This window comes from Micromonospora sp. NPDC003816 (assembly GCF_042874705.1).
GTDB lineage: Bacteria > Actinomycetota > Actinomycetes > Mycobacteriales > Micromonosporaceae > Micromonospora.
Window position 1 is genome coordinate 569,223 of record NZ_JBIANP010000003.1, and the last position, 21,673, is coordinate 590,895.

The following is a 21,673-nucleotide window of genomic DNA, read 5'->3' on the forward strand; positions in this document are numbered from 1 at the left end:
AGAGAGCTGTGACCTCGGCTTCCCGGCGCCTGTGGCGCACCAGTCCGCTGACCTACATGGCGCTCGTCCTGGCGGCGCTGCTGTCGATCTACCCGTTCTACTACATGATCGTGATCGGGACGCGCACCCTGGACTCGATCAACGACGTACCGCCGCCGCTCACCCCGGGCGGTGCCTTCGGTGACAACTTCGGGCGCGTCCTCGACAACGACGCGGCCAACTTCCTCACCGGCCTGATGAACTCGATCATCGTCTCCTCGGTGGTCACCCTGTCGGTGGTCCTCACCGGTTCGCTGGCCGGCTTCGCCTTCGCGAAGCTGCGCTTCCGGGGCCGCAACATCCTGCTGCTGATGATCGTCATCACCATGATGATCCCGACCCAGCTCGGCATCATCCCGCTCTGGGGCATGATGCAGGAATTGAACTGGTTCGGCACCCTGTACGCCGTCACCGTGCCGTTCCTGGTCAGCGCGTTCGGCGTGTTCATGATGCGGCAGTACGCCAGCCAGGCTATCTCCGACGAGCTGATCGAGGCCGGTCGGGTCGACGGTGCCAGCACGTTCCGGATCTACTGGAACATCGTGCTGCCCGCGCTGCGTCCGGCGGCGGCCGTGCTGGGTCTGCTGACCTTCATGGAGACGTGGAACTCCTTCCTCTGGCCGTACGCGATCCTCACCCCGGAGAACCCGACCCTCCAGGTCTCGCTCTCCTTCCTCTCGTACGCCTACTACACCGACTACTCCCAGGTCTTCGCCGCCACGGCGGTCGGCACCCTGCCACTGGTCCTGGTCTTCATCCTGTTCGGCCGCCAGATCATCGGCGGGATCATGGAAGGTGCTGTCAAGTCGTGAGCAACCCCGCCATCCCACCCGCGGTGGGCGTCCTCGACGAACGCGCGCCGTTGACCTTCCCGTCCGACTTCCTCTGGGGCGCGGCCACCGCCGCCTACCAGATCGAGGGCGCGGCGAGCGAGGGTGGCCGTACCCCGTCGATCTGGGACACCTTCAGCCACACCGAGGGCCGGACGGTTGCCGGGCACACCGGCGACGTCGCCTGCGACCACTACCACCGGCTCGGGGACGACGTTCGCCTGATGGCCGAGCTGGGGCTGAAGTCGTACCGGTTCTCGGTGTCATGGCCGCGGGTGCAGCCGGGCGGCACGGGCCCGGCCAACGCCGAGGGGGTGGACTTCTACCAGCGGCTGGTCGACGAGTTGCTGGCCAACGGCATCGAGCCGTGGCTCACCCTCTACCACTGGGACCTGCCCCAGGAGTTGGAGGACGCCGGTGGCTGGCCGGCCCGCGACACGGCGGCCCGGTTCGCCGACTACGCGCAGCTCATGGCGGGGGCGCTGGGCGACCGGGTGAAGTACTGGACCACGCTCAACGAGCCGTGGTGCTCGGCGTTCCTCGGGTACGGCTCGGGCGTGCACGCGCCCGGCCGCCAGAACGGCGCGGACTCGGTCCGCGCCGGACACCACCTGATGCTCGGCCACGGGCTCGCCGTCCAGGCGCTGCGCGCGGCCATCCCGAGCGCCCAGCTCGGCGTGACCGTCAACCTGTACCCGGTGACCCCGGCCAGCGACGCTCCCGGCGACCTGGACGCCGCCCGGCGCATCGACGGGCTGGCCAACCGGTTCTTCCTGGACCCGATCCTGCGCGGGTCGTACCCGGAGGACCTGGTCGCGGACCTGGCGAAGGTGACCGACTTCGCGCACGTCCACGACGGGGACCTGGCGGTCATCTCCACCCCGCTGGACGTGGTCGGCATCAACTACTACAGCCGGCACGTGGTGGCCGCGCCGGTGCCCGGCGAGGACCCGGAGGAGTACTGGCGGGCCCCGTCGACCTGGCCGGGCAGCGAGAACGTCCGGTTCGTCACCCGGGGCTTCCCGGTGACCGACATGAACTGGGAGATCGACGCTCCCGGCCTGGTGGAGACCCTGCGCCGGGTACACGAGGAGTACACCGACCTGCCGCTCTACGTCACCGAGAACGGTTCGGCGTTCGTCGACGCGGTGATCGACGGCCAGGTCGACGACGTCGACCGGCTGGCGTACTTCGACGCCCACCTGCGCGCCTCGCACGAGGCGATCAGCGCCGGCGTGCCCCTGCGGGGATACTTCGCCTGGTCGCTGTTGGATAATTTCGAATGGGCCTGGGGTTATACCAAGCGGTTCGGGATGATCTACGTCGACTACGACAGCCAGACTCGTATCCCCAAGTCCAGCGCCAGGTGGTACGCGGAGGTGATCCGACGCAACGGTCTGGCCGCACAATAAGGCGACGGCCAGCCAGTAACGGGTGGCCCGGCACCATCGCTGAACCAGGTGCCGGGTCCGCCCATGTCGGAGGAGCAGACGATGACAACGCAGCGCACCCGGTCGCTCGGGCGCCCGACCCTCGACGCGGTCGCCGCCCGCGCCGGAGTCGGCCGCGGCACGGTCTCCCGCGTGGTCAACGGCTCCCCGCAGGTGAGTCCCGAAGCCCGCGCCGCCGTGCAGCAGGCAATCGCCGAGCTGGGGTACGTGCCGAACCGCGCGGCCCGGGCCCTGGTGACCCAACGCACCGACTCGGTGGCCCTGGTGGTCAGCGAGTCCGGTGAGCGCATCTTCGCCGAGCCGTTCTTCGCCGGCATCGTGCGCGGGATCAGCTCGGTCCTGCTGGAGACGCCGTTGCAGCTCTGGCTGGCGATGGCCCAGTCGCCGCTGGAGCGGGAACGGGTCGAGCACCACCTCACCAACCAGCACGTCGACGGGGTCCTGCTGCTGTCGCTGCACGACTCCGACCCGCTGCCCACCCTGCTGGAGGAGCGGGGGCTGCCCACCGTGCTGGGCGGACGCCCGGCCCGGATGCTGCACCCCGAGGCCCAACCCGCCTCCTTCGTCGACGTGGACAACGCCGGCGGCGCGCGGCAGGCCGTGGAGTACCTCGCCGCCCGGGGGCGACGCCGGATCGCCACCATCGCCGGCCCCCAGGACATGGGCGCCGGCCTGGCCCGGCTCGCCGGCTACCGGGACGCGGTCCGCACCGCCGGCTTCGGCGTCAACCCCGACCTGATCGGGTACGGCGACTTCAGCGAGGAGAGCGGGGCGACCGCGATGCGGCAGCTGCTGGACCGCTGCCCCGACCTGGACGCCGTCTTCGTCGCCGCCGACCTGATGGCCTTCGGCGCGATGCGGACGCTGCGCGAGACCGGCCGCCGCGTACCGGAGGACGTGGCCGTGATCGGCTTCGACGACGCGCCCATCGCCCGTCAGGCCAACCCGCCGCTCACCTCGGTGTTCCAGCCGGTCGACGAGATGGGCCGGCAGATGGCCCGCCTGCTGGTGGCCCGGATCCGCGGCGACCAGATCCCCGATCCGCACATCGTCCTGGACACCCAACTCGTCGAGCGCGCCACCGCCTGACCCTGACTATCGCTATTGCAGATCAGTCGGCCGCTGCGGCCGGTCGACAGCCTCTCCTACTCTGACAGGCCCGGACAGAGTGTGCGCTGGAGGCTTCCAACGTGGCGACGCTTCATTCGATGCCGACCGACACCCCGTCTCCTGCAGCGGTAGCCGATGCCTTGACGGAGGCATTCACACACCAAAACGTACGCCCTATCCAGGACTTGCTGTCGCGGACGGGGCACGCGCATGCCCTGGCTGATCTCGATGCTCTGTTCACTGGCCGGGCCCCCGATTCGGAGATCGTGCGGGCCGTCCTCCGCGCTCAGGTCGGACACGTTGCCGGTCGACCTGATCTCCTTTTGTTGCTCGTCTCGTACCTCTACGCCCGAATCAACGAGATGTGGGATCTCTATGCCGATCAGGGTGGAGTGCTGCGGACGATCACCGAGGTGTTGCGCACGGGTTTTCCGGAATCTCCGGAACAGGTTCGAGGTGCCGGGTCCGGTCCACCTTCCACAGCGATCACCGAACATACCTCGATCATGCTGGAGAACATCTGGCTCGTGTCGCAGGGGATGGCAGTCAGCAGGGCTGTCAATTCCTCCTGCATGGACGAGGTGGAGAAGCAGGCGGGTCGCATTGTGGCAGCGATGGACGATCAGATCTGCCGGATCCGGTCGATTCTGGACGGCGGTGAATTGACCGACTGGTTGTCCGAGCACGCCAACGAGACGCGGGACTACTATCAAGCCCTCGTCTTTTGTGCCCAGGCAACGCGTCAATTCCTTCTGGCCGGGAGGAGAGCCGGCGATCAGGGCGTCCACGAGCGCCGGGAGGTTCTGGCCGAGGAGTTGGCCGGCTTCCTCGAAAAGGTAGAGCAGACCAGGCGTCGGCACCCGGCGAAGGCCTGGCTCTCCGGCGACCTTGCCGCACTCGCGGCCAACCTGCGGATCATGCGCGAGTGGGTGAACCGTGACTTCCTCTTCGTCGAGGATGCCACGGTCGTCTACATCTATCCGTTTGCGATTCCCAGCGCTGTGCTGGACCGGATGCGGCTGACGCCTGGTCGGGACGGATCGAGCGCGTCGACCGGGTACGGTGCCGATCCGATCAGCGCGATCAGGAGTCGTTGTGAAGAGCGAGCGGTGCGTGTGCACGGGCGACCGATCAGTGCGGTCGTGGATCACACGGTCGGCGACGACTGGGGGGCGGAGTCCGACTATCGGGTGCTGGACGTGTCGCTGCCTCCGGTGTTGATCACGATGACGGACGCCGCGAAGACACAGACGACCCTCACCGCCACGCTGAGGATCAGCAGCCTCGGGAATCACAGCCTCCGCCTTGAGGGCGCTCTGGTCGATGCGGACGTGCACCTCGTCAACCAGGCGCTTCGTCGTCCATCGGTCGTGATGGGAGCCAGCGAGAAGGTGCGCTTGGCGACCTCGGACCACACGGAGGCGTGGAGCAGACTCTCCGAGTATGCCCAAGAGGTGATCACGGAATTCCTCAACGGGCTGAATGACGACCCATCGGTGGAGCAGTCCTTCGACGATGTCGTCCAGCGCACTGTAGGCACGGCGGTGGCACTGAGTCACTCGTTGTTGGTGGTTCATTCTCTCCAGGTCATTCAGGCCGACGGAACAGCCCGACATGCCTGCGGATCCGAGATCAGTGATGCCGCTGTCGTGGGCAGCAGCCTATTCGTCAGCCCCGTTGGCCGGGATGCCGTGACACTGGAGGAGTGGGTGCGTTATCGCCCATCGCCGGATGCCACCGACATCCTCGGCGACTACGGATACGACGGTGACATCGTCCTGCGTACGGCGAACACCACAGTGGTTTCCGCGCCAGAGACGCCGGACTGGATGGCTCTGAGCTACAGCGCTCAGGCCGAGTTCATCGCCACGCTTCCTGGCGTATTGCTCGGCTGGACTGCGGAGATCACCGAATACATCCGGCAGGCGCGGGACCAGCTCGACACGGCCCGACGGCTTCTTCAGGAGGCGCCGATGTCGACGGTCCAGGAGAGAAACGCACTGCAGCACACCATCTTGTCACTCGAACAACGGTATGCCGACCTCAGACTGGTCACGAGTGACGTCCGGGCCAAGCTTAACGGAATCAATTCCCCCACCCTCTTGCGTGACCTGATCAGGCGTTCCTATTTCGACCGCCTGTACGGGGCGGCTGGTCTTGCCGCGTACGAACGTTCCTTGTTGAGTCGGATTCAGGAGGCTGAGGATCTGTACCAGGCCGCCTCGGGGCTGTTCCGCGCCTTCGACGACCGGCTGGCCGCTGCCGAATTTCACCGGCGTCGGCGCCTGAACACCATCCTGACCACGTCAGCGACTCTTCTCGCCATCGCCTCCACCGCCGAACTCTATGGACTGCTCAACGACCTCATCGAACCTCGGCCATGGGTGCTGGCGGTCGAGGTCACCTCGATCGGCGTATTTACCCTGGTCATGGTGGGAGTTCTCGTTCTGGTCGGACGGCAGCCCCGAGGCAGGGACGCACGCCGTTCGTGGCGGGTGCCGTCAGGCGGGGCGGGTCCAGCGGCGTAGTTCGCGTTTGGCGAGGCTGGCGCGGTGCACCTCGTCGGGGCCGTCGGCGAGGCGGAGCGTACGGGCGTGGGTCCAGAGTGCGGCCAGGGGAGTGTCCTGGCTGACGCCGGCTGCGCCGTACGTCTGGATCGCCTTGTCGATCACCCACTCGGCCATCGCCGGCGTGGCGATCTTGATCGCCTGGATCTCGGTGTGTGCGCCCTTGTTGCCGACGGTGTCCATCAGCCAGGCGGTCTTGAGTACCAGCAGGCGGGCCTGCTCGATGCGGACCCGGGACTCGGCGATCCACTCCCGCACCACGCCCTGCTCGGCGAGGGGGCGGCCGAACGCGACCCGGTCGGCGGCTCGGCGGCAGAGCAGTTCCAGGGCCCGTTCGGCCATGCCGATCAGGCGCATGCAGTGGTGGATGCGGCCGGGGCCGAGCCGCGCCTGGGCGATGGCGAACCCGGTGCCCTCGGCGCCGACGAGGTTCTCCGCCGGCACCCGTACGCCGTCGAAGTGGATCTCGGCGTGACCACCGTGCGGGGCGTCGCTGAAGCCGAAGACGGTCATCCCCCGGCGGACCGTGACCCCGGGAGTGTCCCGGGGGACCAGGATCATGCTCTGCTGTCGGTGCCGGTCGGCGCCCGGGTCGGTCTTGCCCATCACGATGAAGATCTCGCAGGCCGGGTCCATCGCCCCGGACGACCACCATTTTCGGCCGTCGATCACGTACTGGTCGCCGTCGCGGCGGATAGCGGTGGCGATGTTCGTCGCGTCGGAGGAGGCGACGTCCGGTTCGGTCATGCAGAACGCCGAGCGGATCTCACCGGCCAGCAGCGGGCCGAGCCACCGCTCCTGCTGGGCGGGGGAGCCGAACTCGGCGAGCAGTTCCATGTTGCCGGTGTCCGGCGCGGCGCAGTTGAGCGACTCCGGGGCCAGGTGCGGGCTGCGGCCGGTCAGCTCGGCCAACGGCGCGTACTGGAGGTTGGTCAGCCCGGCGCCGTGGCGCGGATCGGGGAGGAAGAGGTTCCACAGGCCACGTCGGCGCGCCTCGTCCTTCAGCCCCGCCAGCACCGGCGGTCGGGCCCAGGGGTCACCGGCAGCGGCCACCTCGGCGGCGTACACGGCCTCGGCCGGGTAGACGTGGTCGGTCAGGAACTCGGTCAGCTCCCCGCGCAACTGCTCGGTGCGGTCGTCGTACCCGAAGTGCATCATGCCTCCCTCAGCGTGGCCAGCCCGTGGGCGACCAGCGGGGCGACCATGCCGCCGATGGTGTCGAAACCCTCGCCGAGGGTCTGCCCGAGGGTGTGCCGGTAGTGGATGCCCTCGCAGATCACCGCGAGTTTGAAGCAGCCCAGTGCCACGTGCCAGTCGAGCGGGCCGACGTCGACGTCACTGCGGGCGGCGTACCGGTCGATCAGCTCCGCGCCGGTCGGGAACCCGGTACGCGGGCCGGGTCCGTCGGCGACCGGGTTGTCGACGGAGACGACGCCGCCGCCCAGGACGTCCCAGTACGTCAGCAGCAGCCCGAGATCGGCAAGCGGGTCGCCGAGCGTAGCCATCTCCCAGTCCAGCACCCCGGTCACGGTCATCGACCCCGTCGCCGGGTCGACGGCGGCGAGCAGGTTGTCCAGCCGGTAGTCGCCGTGCACGAGACGGCCCGTACCGGTGCTGTCGGGAACCGTGGCGGCGAGCCGGTCGCGCAGCTCGTCGATGCCGGGAAGCGGTCGGCTGCGGGACCGGTCGAGCTGCCCGGCCCAGCGGCGTACCTGCCGGGCCAGGTAGCCGTCGGGGCGGCCGAAGTCGCCCAGGCCGACCGCCGCCGGGTCGACGGTGTGCAGCGTGGCGAGGGTGTCCATCATCGCCATGGCCAGGTCGTGCCGCTGCCCGGCACTGAGCCGGTCGGTCTGCCGGCGCGCCCGGTACACCTCGCCGGGCACGCGTTCCATCAGATAGAACGGCGCGCCCAGCACCTCCGGGTCGGCGCAGAGCAGCAGCGCGCGGGGGACCGGCACGTCGGTGGCGGCCAGCGCCGAGATCACCCGGAACTCTCGGGCCATGTCGTGCGCGGTGGCCAGCACGTGCCCGAGCGGTGGTCGCCGCAGCACCAGGTCACGGTCGCCGGCGTGGACCAGGTAGGTGAGGTTCGACCGCCCACCGGCGATCAGGTCGGCCCGCAGCGGCTCCCCGGCCGACTCCGGTCGATGCGTCGCGAGGTACGCGCCGAGACGGCCGAGGTCCAGACCGGCGGGGAAACGGGCAGCCGGATCGGTCATTCGGACAGTTGATGGCAGCCCCGTCGGGTTGTCAAGGTCAGGTTTTGCCCAGGGGACATGCCGCAGCAACAGGGACGAAATGGTCAACTGCCACGCTCGGGTTCAGCCTGCCGGGATTGTGCCGGCCCGCCGAGCGGAGGGTTCAGATGTTGCTGCGTGTACGGGTCACCCTGCCGGACCGTCCAGGCACGCTCGGCCAGGTGGCGCGCACCCTCGGGGTATCGGGCGCGGACATCGTCCAGGTGGTCGTCCTGGAACGGCTCGGCGGCCGGGCGGTCGACGACTTCACCGTGGTCTGGCCGGGCGCCGCCCGGGTGGAACGGTTGCTGGCCGGTCTGGCCGCGATCCCGGGCGTACGCGTCGACGGGGTGTGGCGGGCGATCGGCGCGCCCACCACCACCGGGCAGGACGCGGAACTGCTGGCCCAGGTCGCCGCCAACCCGGCCGACGGGCTGGCCACCCTCGTCGACGCGGTACCCGGACTGCTCGCCGCCGAGTGGTCCGTGGCCGCGGTCGTACCGGTCGACTGGGCCTCCCGCACCGGCGGCGGCGGAGCGACGGTCGGGCACGCGAGCTGGCGTACGCCGATGCCGCCACGGCTGCCGGAGGTGACCCCGCTGCGCGCCCGGTCGATGACCATGCCCGACGGCAGCCACTTCGCCATCGCGCCGTTCGGTCGCGCCGGACTGGTCCTCGTGGTCTCCCGCGAGCACAACGAGACGTTGACCCCGGCCGCCTTCCACAGCACCGAGGTCGACCGGCTCGCCCAGCTGGTCCGGGCCAGCGCGGTGATCCTCGGCGACCGGCTCGACCTGGTCGGCTCCCCGACCGTCGCCACCCCCTGACCGGCCGCGACCTGGTGTGACGCAGACCGCAGGGCCCGTGGCCGCTGGACACGACGGGGCAACCGGCCGGCAACAGCGGCAGGCCAGGGTGACAGGTGAAAGGAGGCGACCATGACGCTGTGGCGGATCCGGGCCACCGTGGACGACCGACCGGGCTACCTGTCGGTGCTCACGGCGAGCCTCGCGCTACGTGGGGTCAACATCCTCACCGTGCAGGTGCACACCACCGAACGTGGCGCCGTCGACGACTTCCTCGTGGACGCGCCGGACACCCTCGACGAAGCGGGTCTGATCGCCGCCGTGGAACGGGGCCGGGGCCGGGACTGCTGGGTGGCGCGCAGCGAGGCGCGCGGCCTGGCGGACCAGCCGACCCGCGTACTCGGGCTGGCCACCCGGCTGGTCCACGACCCGGACGCCACCGGCGAGGTGCTGCGTGCCCTCCTCGGCGCGGACGAGGTGACCTGGCGTCCGGCACTCGCCGAGATGCGTATCGGAGTCGACGAGGCGACGATGCTGCTGGCCGACCCCAACGGCGGCTCCTACCTGCTGCGCCGGGTCGCGCCGAGCTTCACGCCCGCCGAGTACGCCCGCGCGCAGGCCCTGCTGGAGCTGGGCGCCACCGCCGCCCGCCGCACCACCGAGCAGGTCACCGTGGTCCTGCCCGACGGCGCCGAGCTGACCGTACGCCCCGCCGTCGCCGACGACCTGGCGGCCGTGACCGAACTGCACGAGGCGTGCTCGGCGGACACCCGCCAACGCCGCTACCTTGGCGGTGCCTGCCTGCCCACCCCGGCCCGGATGCGTCAGCTCCTGGAACCGGCGCGGGGGCAGACCCTGATCGCCGCGACGACCGGCTCCGACGGGGCGGCGGAGTCGGTCGTCGCGATGGCGAACCTGCTCGCCGAGGGCGACGAGGCCGAGGTGGCCCTGCTGGTCCGCGACGACTGGCAGCGGCGCGGCCTCGGCTCGACCCTGCTGCGCCGGTTGACCCGGCAGGCCGAGTCAGCCGGGTACGCGGCCATGGTGCTGCACATCCAGGCGGACAACACGGCCATGCTGCGTACCCTGCGTCGGCTGACCCGACCCACCACCGCCGACCGCGACGGCTCCCTGCTCACCATGACGGTCCCCCTCGGGGCCGAGGTGTCGGCGGCGACGGAACGCGCCGGCTGACAGCACAGACGACCGACCTCCGGTGCGGAGGACGGTGAGGTGGGCGGGACACCCGATGCGGGAGCCCCGCCCACCGCCCTTTCCCGTCCCGCACGCGCGTGGTGCGGCGTCGTGTGCCGTGTCGCGCGTGGTGCCGCGTCGCGCGCTCTGCCGTGTCGCGCGCTCTGCTGCGTCGATCATGGAGTTGTGGTGCCCGTTGTCTGATGAAACGCCCCTGTTTGTCGATGCCACAACTCCATGATCGGCGGGGGTGGTGGCTGGCGGGGAGGTGTTGGGGCGGCTGGGGACGGGGAGAGCGCCCGGCCTCGGCGGGGCGAGCGCTCTCGGATGTCCGCAGTGGTCAGGCTCGTTTGGCGAGTTGGGCGACGAACGCCTGCCATGCGGTGGGATCGAAGGCCAGGGCGGGACCACTCGGGTCCTTGGAGTCCCGGACGCCGACGATGTCCGGCAGATTGTCGGTGACTTCCACGCAGTTCCCGCCGTTGGAGCTGCTCCGAGTGCTTGTGCGCCAGTGGGCGCCGGTCAGGTCAGCCATTCCCGCGCTCTCAGAAACTCGATGGACTGGTCACGCGGAAGCGCCACCGACCTCACGGTATCCCAGACGGCCCAGAGTGGAGCCACCTCATTGGTGATCCGTCCCTGGGCCTGATCGTCCAGGTAGCCGACGTCGTCCCCGTCCGCAGTCGTGGCGATAACGAACGGCCCGGCCTGGCCCGGGTGTAGACCGGCCGTCAGTGGAACGATATGCACCATGACGTTCGGCCGCTGCGCCATGGTGATCAGGCGGTCGAGTTGAGGTCCCACGACCTTCTGTGTGCCCCGGCGTAACGCGGCTTCGTCGATCACGAAGACCGCGAGCGGTGGTCGAGGCCGCTCGAACACCGCTGACTGCCGCTCCATCCTGAGTGCGACGAGGCTTTCGGTGTCGGCCATCAGGGGCCCGGAGGCGAGCACGGCCTGCGCGTATTCCTCGGTTTGTAGAAGCCCCGGAATCACCGACGACTCGTAACAGCGGAGTCCGGTCGCTTCCCGTTCGAGCTGCGTCCACGGCAGGAACCACGCGGGCTCCTTACGTCGCAGTGCGTCCGGCCAAAGGTCCTCTATGTCCCGCCGCAGGATTTCTGCCACGAGGGCACGATGACGCATCTGCGGAACGCGTCCCTGGCTGACCCACCGCGCAGCGGTTTTCGGATCTACTCCGATCTGGGCTGCGAGGCTGTCGGCGGTCTCCCCGGCCGCTGCCATTGCGAGCTGAACAGCCCGATTCATCCCCTGCTCCAAACACATCGTCCGGAATGTCTTCGGTACACACTCCTACGCGGTGTAACTGCCCCGCAACCCTTGGCAAGGTCTTGTTCAGATGGCGCGTTCGGTGGAGGTCAATCCCCCTGGCCCGGCGGGCGCGTTCGTCCCGGGGGTCGCCGCCGGGCGAGCATCCGCGGCGGCCCCCGGTCCACCGAGGCGGCGAGGGAGGCTCCCGTGTCCACACCGAGACCGACGAACGATGTCCCGCCGTCGCGCTGGTCGGCGCACGCCGATGGATGTTCATCCGTGCCGTCGCTCGCCGTAGTGCTCGGTGGGGAGGCACTCGGCACCGTGGCGGTGGGGGACGTGATCCGGGTGCCGGAGGGGGCGTACCTGCCCGGGGCGGGAGAGCTGCTGCTCTATGTGGCCGAGGTGATCGGCCGGGCGCAGCAGCAGGACGGCCATGTGTGGGCCGAGGTGAGCGGGCATGCGGTGCAGGGGGACGGGACGCTCCAGGTTCGTCGCCGGTACGCCCGGGTGCGGGTGGACCAGGCTGTGGTCGTACCGCGTCGTGCCTGGTGAGAGGCGGAGGCCGGACGGGACGCCGGTGGTCGAGCCCGGTGTGTACCTGTTGACCCGCGAGGCGAGCCCGCAGTTTCGCACGCCGATCGCGGTGCGGGTCGTCCGCGAGCAGGCCGACTGGCATTCGCCGTACGGCTGGACCTGGATCCGGTGTTACCAGCTCGACCGGTACGGGGATGCGGTCGAGACGCGGCATCTGTTCGTGATGCCCGCCGGATTGCGGCGACTCGTGCTCGCCCCATCCCCACACACCCGACCACACGGCCACGATCGCGTGGTGCAGATGTCTATCTTGGACAGTTTCCGTTAGCTCCTAACGGAAACTGTCCAAGATTGCCGTCGCCGCAGTACGGCCGTCGCCGGCTGCCGACGACGACGGACCCGCCGCACTCGCCGCCGCAGATGGAACCAGCCGCGAGGTCAGCGGGGTACGTCGGCGGTGGCGCGGGTGGCGGCGAAGCGGGTGGCCTGGGGGTGGAATCCCTGGTAGTTGACGTGTGCGGCGAAGCTGAATCCGCCCTGGCAGAAGCGGTCGTTGGCGTTGCAGTACGACTGGATGCGGTCGGCGAAGCCGTTCAGTCGCCCTGCGCCCCGGGGGAAGATGCCGGAGCGTCGGCCGTCGGTGACGTTGAAGGGTTCACCGGCGGTGAAGGAGGGGTCGCCGAAGAGGAGTACGGAGGAGACTCGCGCGGCGAGGTCGGCGGAGAGACCGGCACGACTACCGGTGCCGGCCAGCGCGTCGCCCATCACGTCGGCGCCCTGGGAGTAGCCCATCAGGACGAAGCGGGTGCCGGGGCACTGCGCGGCGGTCGCGGTCATCACCCGCTGCACCTCGGTGACGCCCTGGCGGACGCTGGCAATGTAGTTGCCGGAGGCGGGGTAGTCGAGCGGGGTGGTGCGGACGGTCTGCGGCAGGTCCCGGGTGATCTGCCGGGCCAGCGGCGTCAGCACGATGCCGAGGCCGGGGCGTTCGGTGGTGCCGCGTGCGCCGATGACCTCCAGGTCGGGGCAGGTGTTGCGGGGCGCCTCGGCGGCGAAGGTCATCGGGGCGATCGCGAGCCCGGCGAGGGCCACCACCCCGACCGCCACCAGGGCCAGCAGGCGTGTCCGACGTGTCCGACGGTGTCGTCCGCGCATTGTTCAGCTCCTTTTCCCAGGTCGACAGGGGTGCCGTGGGGTACGGGAGCGGTCGGCGTACGGGTGGATCTTATGGATGTTCACACAATCTGCACTGATGGTGAACCGATTGGTATGTCGGCGCGTGCTGGAGGGGCGGTGTGGCCGAGCACGTCGGCCGGCCACACCGCCCCCGGGATCAGGCGACGGTGCAGGTCGCCCCGTTGACCGTGAAGCCTGTCGGTCGGGGGTTGCTGCCGGTGTGCGTACCGTTGAAACCGATGCTTGTCGATGTGCCCGGCGCGAGAGTGCCGTTGTAGGACAGGCTGGTCGCGGTCACCGACGCGCCGGTCTGCTGGAAGGTCGCCCCCCAGCCCTGGCCGACCCGCTGGCCGCTGTTCGGGAAGGTGAACGCCAGCGTCCAGCCGTTGATGGTCGAGGTGCCGGTGTTCGCGATGGTGATGTTCGCGGTGAACCCGGTGCCCCAGTCGTTGGTGCCGTAGGTGACCCGGCAGGGCGTCGTCGGCAGCGGCGCCGAGGTGGTCACCGAGACCTTCGCGGTGGGCGGCGAGACGTTGCCGCCCGCGTCGACGGCCACCACGTGGAAGCGGTACGTGGTCTGCGCGGTCAACCCGGTCGCCGCGTACGTGGTGCCGGTGACGGTCGCGACCAGCACGTCGTCCCGGTAGACCCGGTACCCGGTGACGCCCACGTTGTCGGTGGCGGCACCCCACGTCAGGGTGGCTCCGGTCGCGGTGATCCCGGAGACGGTCACCGCGCCGGGAGCGGTCGGCGCGACCGTGTCGTCCGGGTCCGGCGGCGGCGGGTCGGTGTCACCGGTGGGCTCCACGCCCCACACCCGGACCCCGCCCGCGTACAACGGCACGGTGCGGTTCGGCCCGGCGGTGGCCTGGAACGACGGGTCGTTGCCGGTGTTCCAGGTGCCGCCCTCGGGTACACCGACCTTGAACTGCACCTCCATCCGGTGCTGCGACTGACCGGCCGGCGCGATGGTCTGGCCGGTGCAGTCGACCTCCACGTACCAGAGGTCACCACTGGCCTGCTTGGCGGTGCTCGGCGCCGGGCAGCCCTGGGTGTAGCCGGGGGTGACCTGCACCGGACCGGTGCCGTCCGGGCGGAAGTAGTAGCGGAACTTCGCGTCGGTCAACGCCCGCGCCGGGAACGCCGACTTGTTGTAGATCATCACCTTGAGGCCGGTGGCCCGGGTCTCGTTCTGCATCACCGTGGTCTCCACGGTCAACTCGTCGATGTCGGGCCGCTCGACACCCGGGAAACCGGCGAGCGGCGTACCCCCGTACTCCTGGGAGAGCCGGGCCAGCGCGGACGTGAAACCGGCGTTGTAGTCGGTGGCGACCTCGTTCATCACGTAGTCCGACCGGTTGTCGGTGTACGCGTCGTTCGGCGACGACGGCCCGCCGACCAGGGCGCCGAAGAGGGTGTGCCGGGTCTCCGTGGGTACGGTCATGCTGTCCCACCAGGAGCCGTGCGCGGTGCGGTGGTGCGGGTTCTTCGGCGGGTTGGTGCCGAAGCCGACCACGTAGCTGGAGTTGCGCGGGTTGTCACCGAGTGCGTAGTTGATCTGCCGGACGGCGAAGTCGTGGTAGCGGGTCTTGCGGGTCGCGTCGGTGGTCTTGTCGCTGTAGACCAGCGCGGCGAACGCGGTGTTGGCCGCGTACCGCAACGCGCCCCAGGAGTCGAGCACCGCCATCCCGCCGGGGGAGTAGCGGATCCGTTCCCCGTTCACGCCCACGGTCCAGAAGTCCAGCCACCGGTTGGCGTCGTCGACGTACTTCTGCTTCCCGGTCAGGTTGGCCAGCAGCACGTACGCGCCGAACTGCTTGTTGTCCCAGGCCACCGTCCACTTGTAGGAGCGGGTGGTGGTCTGCGGCTCGGTGCCGAGCTTGTCGTACTCGCTCTCCGCCTTGGCCAGGTACGTGGCGTCGCCGGTCGCCCGGTACAGCCAGATGGCACCCCACACCAGCTCGTCCTGGTAGCCGCTCCACGACCGGTAGAAGCTGGTCGCGTCCGTGATGCACTCGTGGTAGCTCTTACGCACCGTGTCGGCGAACGTGTAGAGCTGCCGCGCGTGGGTGAGCAGCTTGTCGGCGTACGCGGCGTCGGTCGGCCGGAACACCATGGACGACGCGGCCATCGCCGCCGCCGTCTCACCCGCCAGGTCCGCGCCGCCACAGCTCGCATCGATCTTGTACGCGGGCCGCGCCATCGGCATCACCTCGGCCGGCCCCCACCACTTGTGGTCGTCGTCGCCCTTGCCGACCTGCCCGTACAGCACGTTCGGCGAGGGGTGCGCCTTGACGAAGTAGTCGTTGACGAACCGCAGATTGTTCAACAAATGGGTGAGCTGGCCCGACGCCACGTACCCGGCCCGGTACTCGACCGCGCCCCACGCCAGCATCGTCGTGCTGAACGCCATCGGGAAGCCGAACTTCACGTGGTCACCGGCGTCGTACCAGCCGCCGGTGAGGTCGAGCCCCACGTCCGCGCCGTCCCGCAGTGCCGAGTCGTCGCGCCAGGAGACCCGGTTCCAGTCCGGCAGCTTGCCGGACTGCTGCGCCTCGTAGAACAGCAGCGACTTCTGCAACGCCTCGGCGTAGTTGAACGCCGGAGCGGCGGCGTTGCTCGACGCGGCGTTGCTGGCGGCGGCGTTGCTGGTGGTGGTGTTCGGTGCGGTGGAGTTGGTGGTGTTCGGTGCGGTGGTGTTCGGCGCGGCGACGCCTGCCGCCGGTACGCCGACCGCCAGCGCCAGGCCGGCGGCGATGACCGTGCCGGTGCTGCGGAGACGACGCGACCAGTGGCCGCGTCGGCCGGGATCGTCACCGCGCGCGCGGCCCGGCCGTCTGATGTGGTGCATGCGGCTGCTCCTGTCGTACGGGGCAGGCAGCGTCGACGCGCACGCGTCGGGGTGGACGGCTGCCGGCGGTGGTGGCAGAGTGGCTCCAGCAGGACCGGGAGCGCTCCCATGGATGAGTAGCAATGTAATCTGGCGTTCACCGGTTTGGGAAGGCCGAGCGGCACCATAGGAGCGAGCGTTCCGGGAAGGCCGATCCGGAACGGCGCGAGCGTCTCGTCGGGATGCAAGCCGGGGCGCGGGCGATTCTGGGCCGGCGGGGGTAGCGTCGGCGGGCCGAATCGCGTTACACCGACACGCCGCTGGCGGCCCCTGATTCCACCCCGACGTCCCGACACGGGACCCGCCCGTCTGCCCAGGTCGGACCGTTCGCCTGAGATCGGTGGGCCCCATCCGCAGGCAAGCTTGTGCCATCTCCTCCGGCTGATCGGCGGGAGACCCGATGACCAACCACCCGAGAACGGCCGCCGGTGTCCCTCCGGCGGCCGTTCTCGCCGTCACCACCCGATCCACCCGGCCCGTACCCGCCAACCGGGTCTGCTCCGTCCGGGTCTGCTCCGTCCGGGTCCGCTCCGGCCCGTCCCTGCTTACCGCGTCCGCTCCGTCCGTTCGCAGGACGCGGTACCTCGCGCTTACGGTGCAGCGTGTCCGGCGATCGTGGACAATTTCCGTTCGACAGTGACGGCAACCGTCCAAGATTCACGAGTCCGGACGCCAACCGGCGGCGACGAGGGCGCGGCGGACCGTGTCGGCGACCTGGTCGGGGTGGGCGCGTACCAGCCAGGCGGGAAAGCGCAGGATGCGGTCACCCGTCGTCCAGACGTCGTTCTGCCGCTGCATGTCCGCCGCCCACTGGCGTACGTCCATGTGGTGCGCCCCGTCGATCTCCACATGGATCCGCCACTCGCGCCAGTACGCGTCGAGCCAGCGCGTACGACCGGTGGTGTCGGTTCGTCGCTCCTGTAGGTCCGGTGCCGGCAGCCCGGCGCGGCGGCAGAGCCGGACGAAGTCGATCTCGCTGAGCGCCTGCGCGCCACCGGCGATGTCGTCGACGGTCTGCCGGATCAGTCGTCGCCGTGGTGCCCGGGGCAGGACGTCGAGCACGGCGGTGATCTCCTCGGGCAGTACCCGCCTCTGCTGGCACCCGGCAGCCAGCACCTCCTGCGCCGCGCGGGTCGAAGGTGCCCAACTCGCCGCGTCCACCAGGGCACGTGCCGTGCTGGTCCGGGGCGGCCGGCCGACCTGAAGGTGGTCGGCGGGCAGCAGCGACGTCCGGTGCACCACCACGGCGGCCATGTCGAGCGGCAGCCGGCGCAGGGTGGTACGCCCGGACCGGCGGGTCGACGGCACGAGGACGTGCAGCGGCTCAGGCCGCAGGCCGCGTACTCCGGCCTCGGTAGCTGCGGTGGGACCGGCGAGGACCGCGCCGCGTCCGCAGGCCAGGACGGCCACCCAGAGTTGTTGGGTCCGGGTGAGTCGGCCGTTGCCGGAGAGCAGCAGGCCACGGCCGACGGAGCGCCATCGGCGGGAACGGACGAGACCCCGTAGCGTGCCCTCGGTCAGCACGGTCAGCGCCTGGGCGGTGGTGAGGACTCCGGCCTGCGCGAAGGCCAGCCACTCCAGCGGGTCGGCACGATCATCGGGTACGAGGGGCGGCATCGTCCGACTCTGGACATTCCAGCGGCGGGGCGCCAGCGGATTTCCGGCGCTGCGACGGCGGGGATGTTAGGAAGGGTCCCCTGCTATACACGAGGCGTTAGCAGGGGGCCCTTCCTTACATCACACCCAGCGCACCCATCAGAAGCGCGCGAGGGTCGCGGCTCGGGTGGGGTCAGCGGAGGTCGTCGGCGAGCAGGTCCATCAGGAGGCCGTCGTGCCAGCGGCCGTCGGCGCCGCGCTCGTAGCGACGGAGGACGCCGACGGTGCGGAAGCCGGCCTTCGCGTACGCGCGGATCGCGGCGGTGTTGGCCGCCGCCGGGTCGATGGTGAAGCGGTGGTGGCCGTGGGCGTCGACCAGGTGCCGGACCAGGGTGCGGATGGCGTCTCCGGCGAGGCCCCGGCCGCGTACCGACGGGTCGAGGAAGATGTCCAGTCCGGCGTGGCGGTAGTCGGGGTCGTTCTCGGCGTACCACTGGATCGCCCCGACCACCCGGTCGTCGTGCTCGACGACGTACACCTCGAGGTCGTCGTCGGCGAGGTCGGCCTCGACGGCGGCGGTCAGGTCGTCGTCGCCGCGCCACCAGCGACGGACCTCGGGCTCGGCACGGATGGCGGCGAGCGTGGGCACGTCGTCGGCCGTCGCCCGCCGCAGGGTCACCGTCTCTCCGCGCAACGTCACGCCTCAGCCTCGCTGTTCGCCGTGTTCGACGCAGGTGGCGGACCAGCCGACCGGCAGCACCTGCACCTTCATCCGGCGTCGGCATCCGGCGCAGTACCGGGGCGGTTCCAGGGTGCGGGCCGCCGCGCAGCCTTCGTGGTCGCCGACCGCCACGGCCTCACCGCAGCGGTCGCACCACGTCCCGACCAGCTCGCCCATCGGCATCAGAGCGTCGCCGACAGCGCCTTGACCGGCATCTTGAGGTCGTCGAGCAGCTTGAGGTCGTCGGTGGCCGGTCGACCGAGGGTGGTCAGGTAGTTGCCGACGATCACCGCGTTGATGCCGCCGAGCAGGCCGTCGCGGGTGCCCAGGTCGCCGAGGGTGATCTCCCGGCCGCCCGCGTACCGCAGGATGGTGCGCGGCATGGCGAGCCGGAACGCGGCGATGGCGCGCAGCGCGTCCTTGCCCTCGACCACCGGACGGTCGCCGAGCGGGGTGCCCGGCCGGGGGTTGAGGAAGTTCAGCGGCACCTCGTGCGGGTCCAGTTCGGCGAGCTGGGCGGCGAACTCGGCCCGCTGCTCGACCGTCTCGCCGAGCCCGAGGATGCCGCCGCAGCAGACCTCCATGCCGGATTCGCGGACCATCCGCAGCGTCTCCCAGCGCTCCTCCCACGAGTGCGTGGTGACCACGTTCGGGAAGTACGACCGGCAGGTCTCCAGGTTGTGGTTGTACCGGTGCACACCCATGGCGACCAGCTCGTCGACCTGCTCCTGGCTGAGCATGCCGAGCGAGGCGGCGACCTGGATGTCGACCTCGGCCTTGATCGCGGCGACGCCCTCGCGCATCTGCGTCATCAGTCGCGCGTCCGGGCCGCGGACGGCGGCCACGATGCAGAACTCGGTCGCCCCGGTCGCGGCGGTCTGCTTGGCGGCCTCGACCAGCGACGGGATGTCCAGCCAGACCGACCGCACCGGCGAGGTGAACAGCCCGGACTGCGAGCAGAAGTGGCAGTCCTCCGGGCAGCCGCCGGTCTTCAGCGAGACGATGCCCTCGACCTCGACCTCCGGGCCGCACCAGCGCATCCGCACGTCGTGGGCGAGCTGGAGCGTGGCGGTCAGGTGCTCGTCGGGCAGGTTGAGCACCGCGAGGACACCGGCCTGGTCCAGGCCGACGCCACCCTCCAGCACCTGGGCACGGGCCTGGTCGAGGATCTCTGGCATGGCACGTACCCTACAAGGCCGTCCGACGGGCGGAAACGTGCGCGGCCCCGCCCCGGTGCCCTCCGGCGAGCCGTACGGCGCCACGCCGGGGCGGCCCGGACGGGTGGTAACTTCGCCCGGCGGAAGCGCCCGGGGCGACGACGTGCGACCGGGCGACGACGCCTGACGGTGGAAACCGGCGGGGAAGGGGCGTGGTGGTGGCGGACTGGCTGGCGGCCCTGGCACGCCGCGCGGACCTGCGGGCCAAGGCGGGACTGACCCGTCGGCTGCGTCCGCGTACCGCCGACGACGCCGTGGTGGACCTGGCCGGCAACGACTACCTGGGCCTCTCCGCGCATCCCGAGGTGGTCGCGGCGGCGGCCAAGGCGCTCTCCGAGTACGGGCTGGGCGCGACCGGCTCACGACTGGTGCGCGGCTCCACCGACGCCCACCACGCGTTGGAGGACGCGCTCGCCGACTGGCTCGGCACCGACCGGTCGCTGGTCTTCTCCTCCGGCTACCTCGCCAACCTCGGCGCGGTCCGGGCGCTGGTGCGGCCCCGCACGCTGCTGGTCTCCGACGCGCACAACCATGCCAGCCTGATCGACGGGTGTCGCATCTCCGGCGCGGAGACCGTGGTGACCCCGCACGCCGACGTCGACGCGGTGGCGGCGGCCCTGGCCGGGGCACCCGGCCGTCCGGCGGTGGTGGTCACCGAGTCGGTCTTCTCCGTCGACGGTGACCTGGCGCCCCTGGCCGAGCTGCACGCGACCGCCCGCGCGCACGGGGCGCTGCTGCTGGTCGACGACGCGCACGCGCTCGGTGTCGTCGGTCCGGCCGGGGCCGGTGCGGTGGCCGCCGCCGGGCTGACCGGCGCGCCGGACGTGGTGGTCACCGCCACCCTCTCCAAGGCGCTCGGTGGTGCCGGCGGGGTGGTGGCCGGTCCGGCCGAGTTCGTCCGGCACCTGGTGGAGACCGCCCGGACCTTCATCTACGACACCGCGCTGCCGCCGGCCGTGGCCGCCGGGGTGCACGCCGCCGTCGGGCTGGCCCGTGACGGCGACGCCCTCCGCGCCGAACTGGCCGCCCGCGCCACGCTCGCGGTGGCCCGCCTGCGCGCCGCCGGCCTGGAGGTCTCCGTCCCGGACGCCGCCGTCGTCTCGGTCACCGCCGCCGGCCCGGAGGCGGCGACCGCCTGGGCCGCCGCCTGCCGGGACCGGGGCGTGGCGGTCGGCTGTTTCCGGCCGCCCTCGACCCCGGACAGCCGGTCCCGGCTGCGGCTCACCATCGGTGCCGGGCCGTCCCGGGCGGACTTCGAGCGGGCCCTGGAGGTCATCGTGGAATGTGCGCCGTGACGGATCAGTGGCGCGGACCGGTGCTGGTCACCGGGACCGACACCGAGGTCGGCAAGACGGTGGTGACCGCCGCGATCACGGCCGCCGCGCAGGCGGCCGGGCTGCGGGTGGCGGTGGTCAAACCCGGCCAGACGGGTACGGCCACCGGTGAGCCCGGCGACGTCGAGGCGGTCACCCGGCTCTCCGCCCCGATGACCGCCCGCACGCTGGCCGCCTACCCCGATCCGCTCGCCCCGTTGGCCGCAGCCCGGGTGGCGGACCTGCCGCCGCTGGAGTTGTACAACGCCGTCGACGCGATCCGCGAGGAGGCGGAGAAGCACGACCTGGTGCTGATCGAGGGCGCCGGTGGGCTGCTCGTCCCGATGGGGCTGCGACCCTCGGGCGAGGCGTGGACGGTGGCCGACCTGGCGGTGTCGTTGGGTGCCCCGGCGGTGGTGGTGGCCCGCGCGGGTCTCGGCACCCTCAACCACACCGCGCTCACCCTGGAGGCGCTGGACCGGCGAGCGGTGCCGGCGGGTGTGGTGATCGGCGCCTGGCCGGCCGACCCGGAGCTGGTGCACTGGGCCAACGTCAGCGACCTGCTGCCGAACCTGCTCGGTGCGTTGCCGTCCGGGGCCGGGGCGATGGACCCGGGGGTGTTCCGGCGGTCCGCGCCGGGCTGGCTGACCCCGGCGTTGTACGGCGTGCTCGACGACTGGCGGGCCTGGGCCGACGAGATCAACTGAGGCCGACGAG

20 protein-coding genes are annotated in these 21,673 nt (G+C 70.7%); 10 read left to right on the forward strand and 10 right to left on the reverse strand.

Annotated elements, in window-relative coordinates:
- Positions 1–8: 8 nt before the first annotated feature.
- The 4 genes from ACFYTT_RS13460 (at position 9) to ACFYTT_RS13475 (ending at position 5,958) form a co-directional block, all read left to right on the forward strand.
- On the forward strand, positions 9–851 hold the full coding sequence (locus tag ACFYTT_RS13460; protein WP_357212371.1) for a carbohydrate ABC transporter permease: 843 nt from the start codon (positions 9–11) through the stop codon (positions 849–851).
- Complete coding sequence (locus ACFYTT_RS13465; RefSeq protein WP_131051773.1) at positions 848–2,281, forward strand: GH1 family beta-glucosidase; 1,434 nt, start codon at positions 848–850, stop codon at positions 2,279–2,281. The genes ACFYTT_RS13460 and ACFYTT_RS13465 overlap by 4 nt, the downstream gene beginning before the upstream one ends.
- A gap of 81 nt (positions 2,282–2,362) precedes the next feature.
- On the forward strand, positions 2,363–3,409 hold the full coding sequence (locus tag ACFYTT_RS13470) for a LacI family DNA-binding transcriptional regulator (RefSeq protein WP_176093100.1): 1,047 nt from the start codon (positions 2,363–2,365) through the stop codon (positions 3,407–3,409).
- 119 nt (positions 3,410–3,528) lie between these two features.
- Positions 3,529–5,958 (forward strand): hypothetical protein, encoded by a 2,430-nt coding sequence (locus ACFYTT_RS13475; protein ID WP_387259180.1) that lies wholly within the window; start codon positions 3,529–3,531, stop codon positions 5,956–5,958.
- On the opposite strand, the gene ACFYTT_RS13480 is transcribed toward ACFYTT_RS13475, so the two are convergent.
- Positions 5,932–7,152 (reverse strand): acyl-CoA dehydrogenase family protein, encoded by a 1,221-nt coding sequence (locus ACFYTT_RS13480; protein WP_357212722.1) that lies wholly within the window; start codon positions 7,150–7,152, stop codon positions 5,932–5,934. The two genes, ACFYTT_RS13475 and ACFYTT_RS13480, sit on opposite strands and share 27 nt — an antisense overlap.
- Positions 7,152–8,216: a phosphotransferase family protein gene (locus ACFYTT_RS13485; protein WP_387259183.1), complete on the reverse strand. Its 1,065-nt coding sequence runs from the start codon at positions 8,214–8,216 to the stop codon at positions 7,152–7,154. The genes ACFYTT_RS13480 and ACFYTT_RS13485 overlap by 1 nt, the downstream gene beginning before the upstream one ends.
- A gap of 146 nt (positions 8,217–8,362) precedes the next feature.
- Here ACFYTT_RS13485 and ACFYTT_RS13490 point away from each other — a divergent pair, with 146 nt between their 5' ends.
- Both ACFYTT_RS13490 and ACFYTT_RS13495 read left to right on the forward strand, forming a co-directional pair.
- Positions 8,363–9,061 carry an amino acid-binding protein gene (locus ACFYTT_RS13490; protein ID WP_131051769.1) on the forward strand — a complete coding sequence of 233 codons (699 nt, stop codon included), beginning with the start codon at positions 8,363–8,365 and terminating at the stop codon, positions 9,059–9,061.
- Positions 9,062–9,172: 111 nt separating this feature from the next.
- Positions 9,173–10,234, forward strand: a complete 1,062-nt coding sequence (locus tag ACFYTT_RS13495) for a GNAT family N-acetyltransferase (RefSeq protein WP_357212378.1) — start codon at positions 9,173–9,175, stop codon at positions 10,232–10,234.
- Positions 10,235–10,574: 340 nt separating this feature from the next.
- Here ACFYTT_RS13495 and ACFYTT_RS13500 read toward each other — a convergent pair whose 3' ends face one another.
- Positions 10,575–10,769 carry a DUF397 domain-containing protein gene (locus ACFYTT_RS13500; protein ID WP_176093104.1) on the reverse strand — a complete coding sequence of 65 codons (195 nt, stop codon included), beginning with the start codon at positions 10,767–10,769 and terminating at the stop codon, positions 10,575–10,577.
- Positions 10,757–11,503, reverse strand: a complete 747-nt coding sequence (locus ACFYTT_RS13505; protein ID WP_176093105.1) for a DUF5753 domain-containing protein — start codon at positions 11,501–11,503, stop codon at positions 10,757–10,759. The genes ACFYTT_RS13500 and ACFYTT_RS13505 overlap by 13 nt, the downstream gene beginning before the upstream one ends.
- A 282-nt stretch (positions 11,504–11,785) precedes the next feature.
- On the opposite strand from ACFYTT_RS13505, the gene ACFYTT_RS13510 reads away from it, so the two are divergent.
- Both ACFYTT_RS13510 and ACFYTT_RS13515 read left to right on the forward strand, forming a co-directional pair.
- Positions 11,786–12,061, forward strand: a complete 276-nt coding sequence (locus tag ACFYTT_RS13510) for a hypothetical protein (RefSeq protein ID WP_387259188.1) — start codon at positions 11,786–11,788, stop codon at positions 12,059–12,061.
- Positions 12,062–12,101: 40 nt separating this feature from the next.
- On the forward strand, positions 12,102–12,371 hold the full coding sequence (locus tag ACFYTT_RS13515; protein ID WP_387259190.1) for a hypothetical protein: 270 nt from the start codon (positions 12,102–12,104) through the stop codon (positions 12,369–12,371).
- A gap of 110 nt (positions 12,372–12,481) precedes the next feature.
- On the opposite strand, the gene ACFYTT_RS13520 is transcribed toward ACFYTT_RS13515, so the two are convergent.
- The 6 genes from ACFYTT_RS13520 to bioB all read right to left on the reverse strand — a co-directional run bounded on the left by ACFYTT_RS13520 (position 12,482) and on the right by bioB (position 19,604).
- Positions 12,482–13,198 carry a cutinase family protein gene (locus ACFYTT_RS13520; RefSeq protein WP_387259193.1) on the reverse strand — a complete coding sequence of 239 codons (717 nt, stop codon included), beginning with the start codon at positions 13,196–13,198 and terminating at the stop codon, positions 12,482–12,484.
- Between the two features lie 178 nt (positions 13,199–13,376).
- Positions 13,377–16,070 carry a glycoside hydrolase family 9 protein gene (locus ACFYTT_RS13525; protein ID WP_387259196.1) on the reverse strand — a complete coding sequence of 898 codons (2,694 nt, stop codon included), beginning with the start codon at positions 16,068–16,070 and terminating at the stop codon, positions 13,377–13,379.
- Between the two features lie 696 nt (positions 16,071–16,766).
- The gene (locus ACFYTT_RS13530; RefSeq protein WP_131051761.1) at positions 16,767–17,726 is read right to left on the reverse strand and encodes a hypothetical protein; all 960 of its coding nucleotides are present in this window, start codon (positions 17,724–17,726) and stop codon (positions 16,767–16,769) included.
- A gap of 172 nt (positions 17,727–17,898) precedes the next feature.
- Entirely contained in the window at positions 17,899–18,405 is a 507-nt protein-coding gene (locus ACFYTT_RS13535; protein WP_131051760.1) for a GNAT family N-acetyltransferase, read from the reverse strand.
- A gap of 3 nt (positions 18,406–18,408) precedes the next feature.
- Positions 18,409–18,609, reverse strand: a complete 201-nt coding sequence (locus ACFYTT_RS13540; protein ID WP_131051759.1) for a hypothetical protein — start codon at positions 18,607–18,609, stop codon at positions 18,409–18,411.
- Complete coding sequence (bioB, locus tag ACFYTT_RS13545; RefSeq protein ID WP_387259201.1) at positions 18,609–19,604, reverse strand: biotin synthase BioB; 996 nt, start codon at positions 19,602–19,604, stop codon at positions 18,609–18,611. The genes ACFYTT_RS13540 and bioB overlap by 1 nt, the downstream gene beginning before the upstream one ends.
- 197 nt (positions 19,605–19,801) lie before the next feature.
- Between bioB and ACFYTT_RS13550 the strand changes: the two genes are divergently transcribed.
- Together ACFYTT_RS13550 and bioD are read left to right on the forward strand one after the other, a co-directional pair.
- Positions 19,802–20,938: an 8-amino-7-oxononanoate synthase gene (locus ACFYTT_RS13550; protein WP_387259761.1), complete on the forward strand. Its 1,137-nt coding sequence runs from the start codon at positions 19,802–19,804 to the stop codon at positions 20,936–20,938.
- The gene (gene bioD, locus ACFYTT_RS13555; protein WP_131057143.1) at positions 20,926–21,663 is read left to right on the forward strand and encodes a dethiobiotin synthase; all 738 of its coding nucleotides are present in this window, start codon (positions 20,926–20,928) and stop codon (positions 21,661–21,663) included. The genes ACFYTT_RS13550 and bioD overlap by 13 nt, the downstream gene beginning before the upstream one ends.
- Positions 21,664–21,673 lie beyond the last annotated feature (10 nt).

What these genes read in the sequence shown, in the direction of transcription:
- ACFYTT_RS13540 (WP_131051759.1), bottom strand. Translation starts at nt 18,609, where the DNA reads ATGCCGATGGGCGAGCTGGTCGGGACGTGGTGCGACCGCTGCGGTGAG.
- ACFYTT_RS13500 (WP_176093104.1), bottom strand. Translation starts at nt 10,769, where the DNA reads ATGGCTGACCTGACCGGCGCCCACTGGCGCACAAGCACTCGGAGCAGC.
- ACFYTT_RS13530 (WP_131051761.1), bottom strand. Translation starts at nt 17,726, where the DNA reads ATGCCGCCCCTCGTACCCGATGATCGTGCCGACCCGCTGGAGTGGCTG.
- ACFYTT_RS13475 (WP_387259180.1), top strand. Translation starts at nt 3,529, where the DNA reads ATGCCGACCGACACCCCGTCTCCTGCAGCGGTAGCCGATGCCTTGACG.
- ACFYTT_RS13520 (WP_387259193.1), bottom strand. Translation starts at nt 13,198, where the DNA reads ATGCGCGGACGACACCGTCGGACACGTCGGACACGCCTGCTGGCCCTG.
- ACFYTT_RS13525 (WP_387259196.1), bottom strand. Translation starts at nt 16,070, where the DNA reads ATGCACCACATCAGACGGCCGGGCCGCGCGCGCGGTGACGATCCCGGC.
- ACFYTT_RS13495 (WP_357212378.1), top strand. Translation starts at nt 9,173, where the DNA reads ATGACGCTGTGGCGGATCCGGGCCACCGTGGACGACCGACCGGGCTAC.
- bioB (WP_387259201.1), bottom strand. Translation starts at nt 19,604, where the DNA reads ATGCCAGAGATCCTCGACCAGGCCCGTGCCCAGGTGCTGGAGGGTGGC.
- ACFYTT_RS13480 (WP_357212722.1), bottom strand. Translation starts at nt 7,152, where the DNA reads ATGCACTTCGGGTACGACGACCGCACCGAGCAGTTGCGCGGGGAGCTG.
- ACFYTT_RS13485 (WP_387259183.1), bottom strand. Translation starts at nt 8,216, where the DNA reads ATGACCGATCCGGCTGCCCGTTTCCCCGCCGGTCTGGACCTCGGCCGT.
- ACFYTT_RS13505 (WP_176093105.1), bottom strand. Translation starts at nt 11,503, where the DNA reads ATGAATCGGGCTGTTCAGCTCGCAATGGCAGCGGCCGGGGAGACCGCC.
- ACFYTT_RS13470 (WP_176093100.1), top strand. Translation starts at nt 2,363, where the DNA reads ATGACAACGCAGCGCACCCGGTCGCTCGGGCGCCCGACCCTCGACGCG.
- ACFYTT_RS13490 (WP_131051769.1), top strand. Translation starts at nt 8,363, where the DNA reads ATGTTGCTGCGTGTACGGGTCACCCTGCCGGACCGTCCAGGCACGCTC.
- bioD (WP_131057143.1), top strand. Translation starts at nt 20,926, where the DNA reads ATGTGCGCCGTGACGGATCAGTGGCGCGGACCGGTGCTGGTCACCGGG.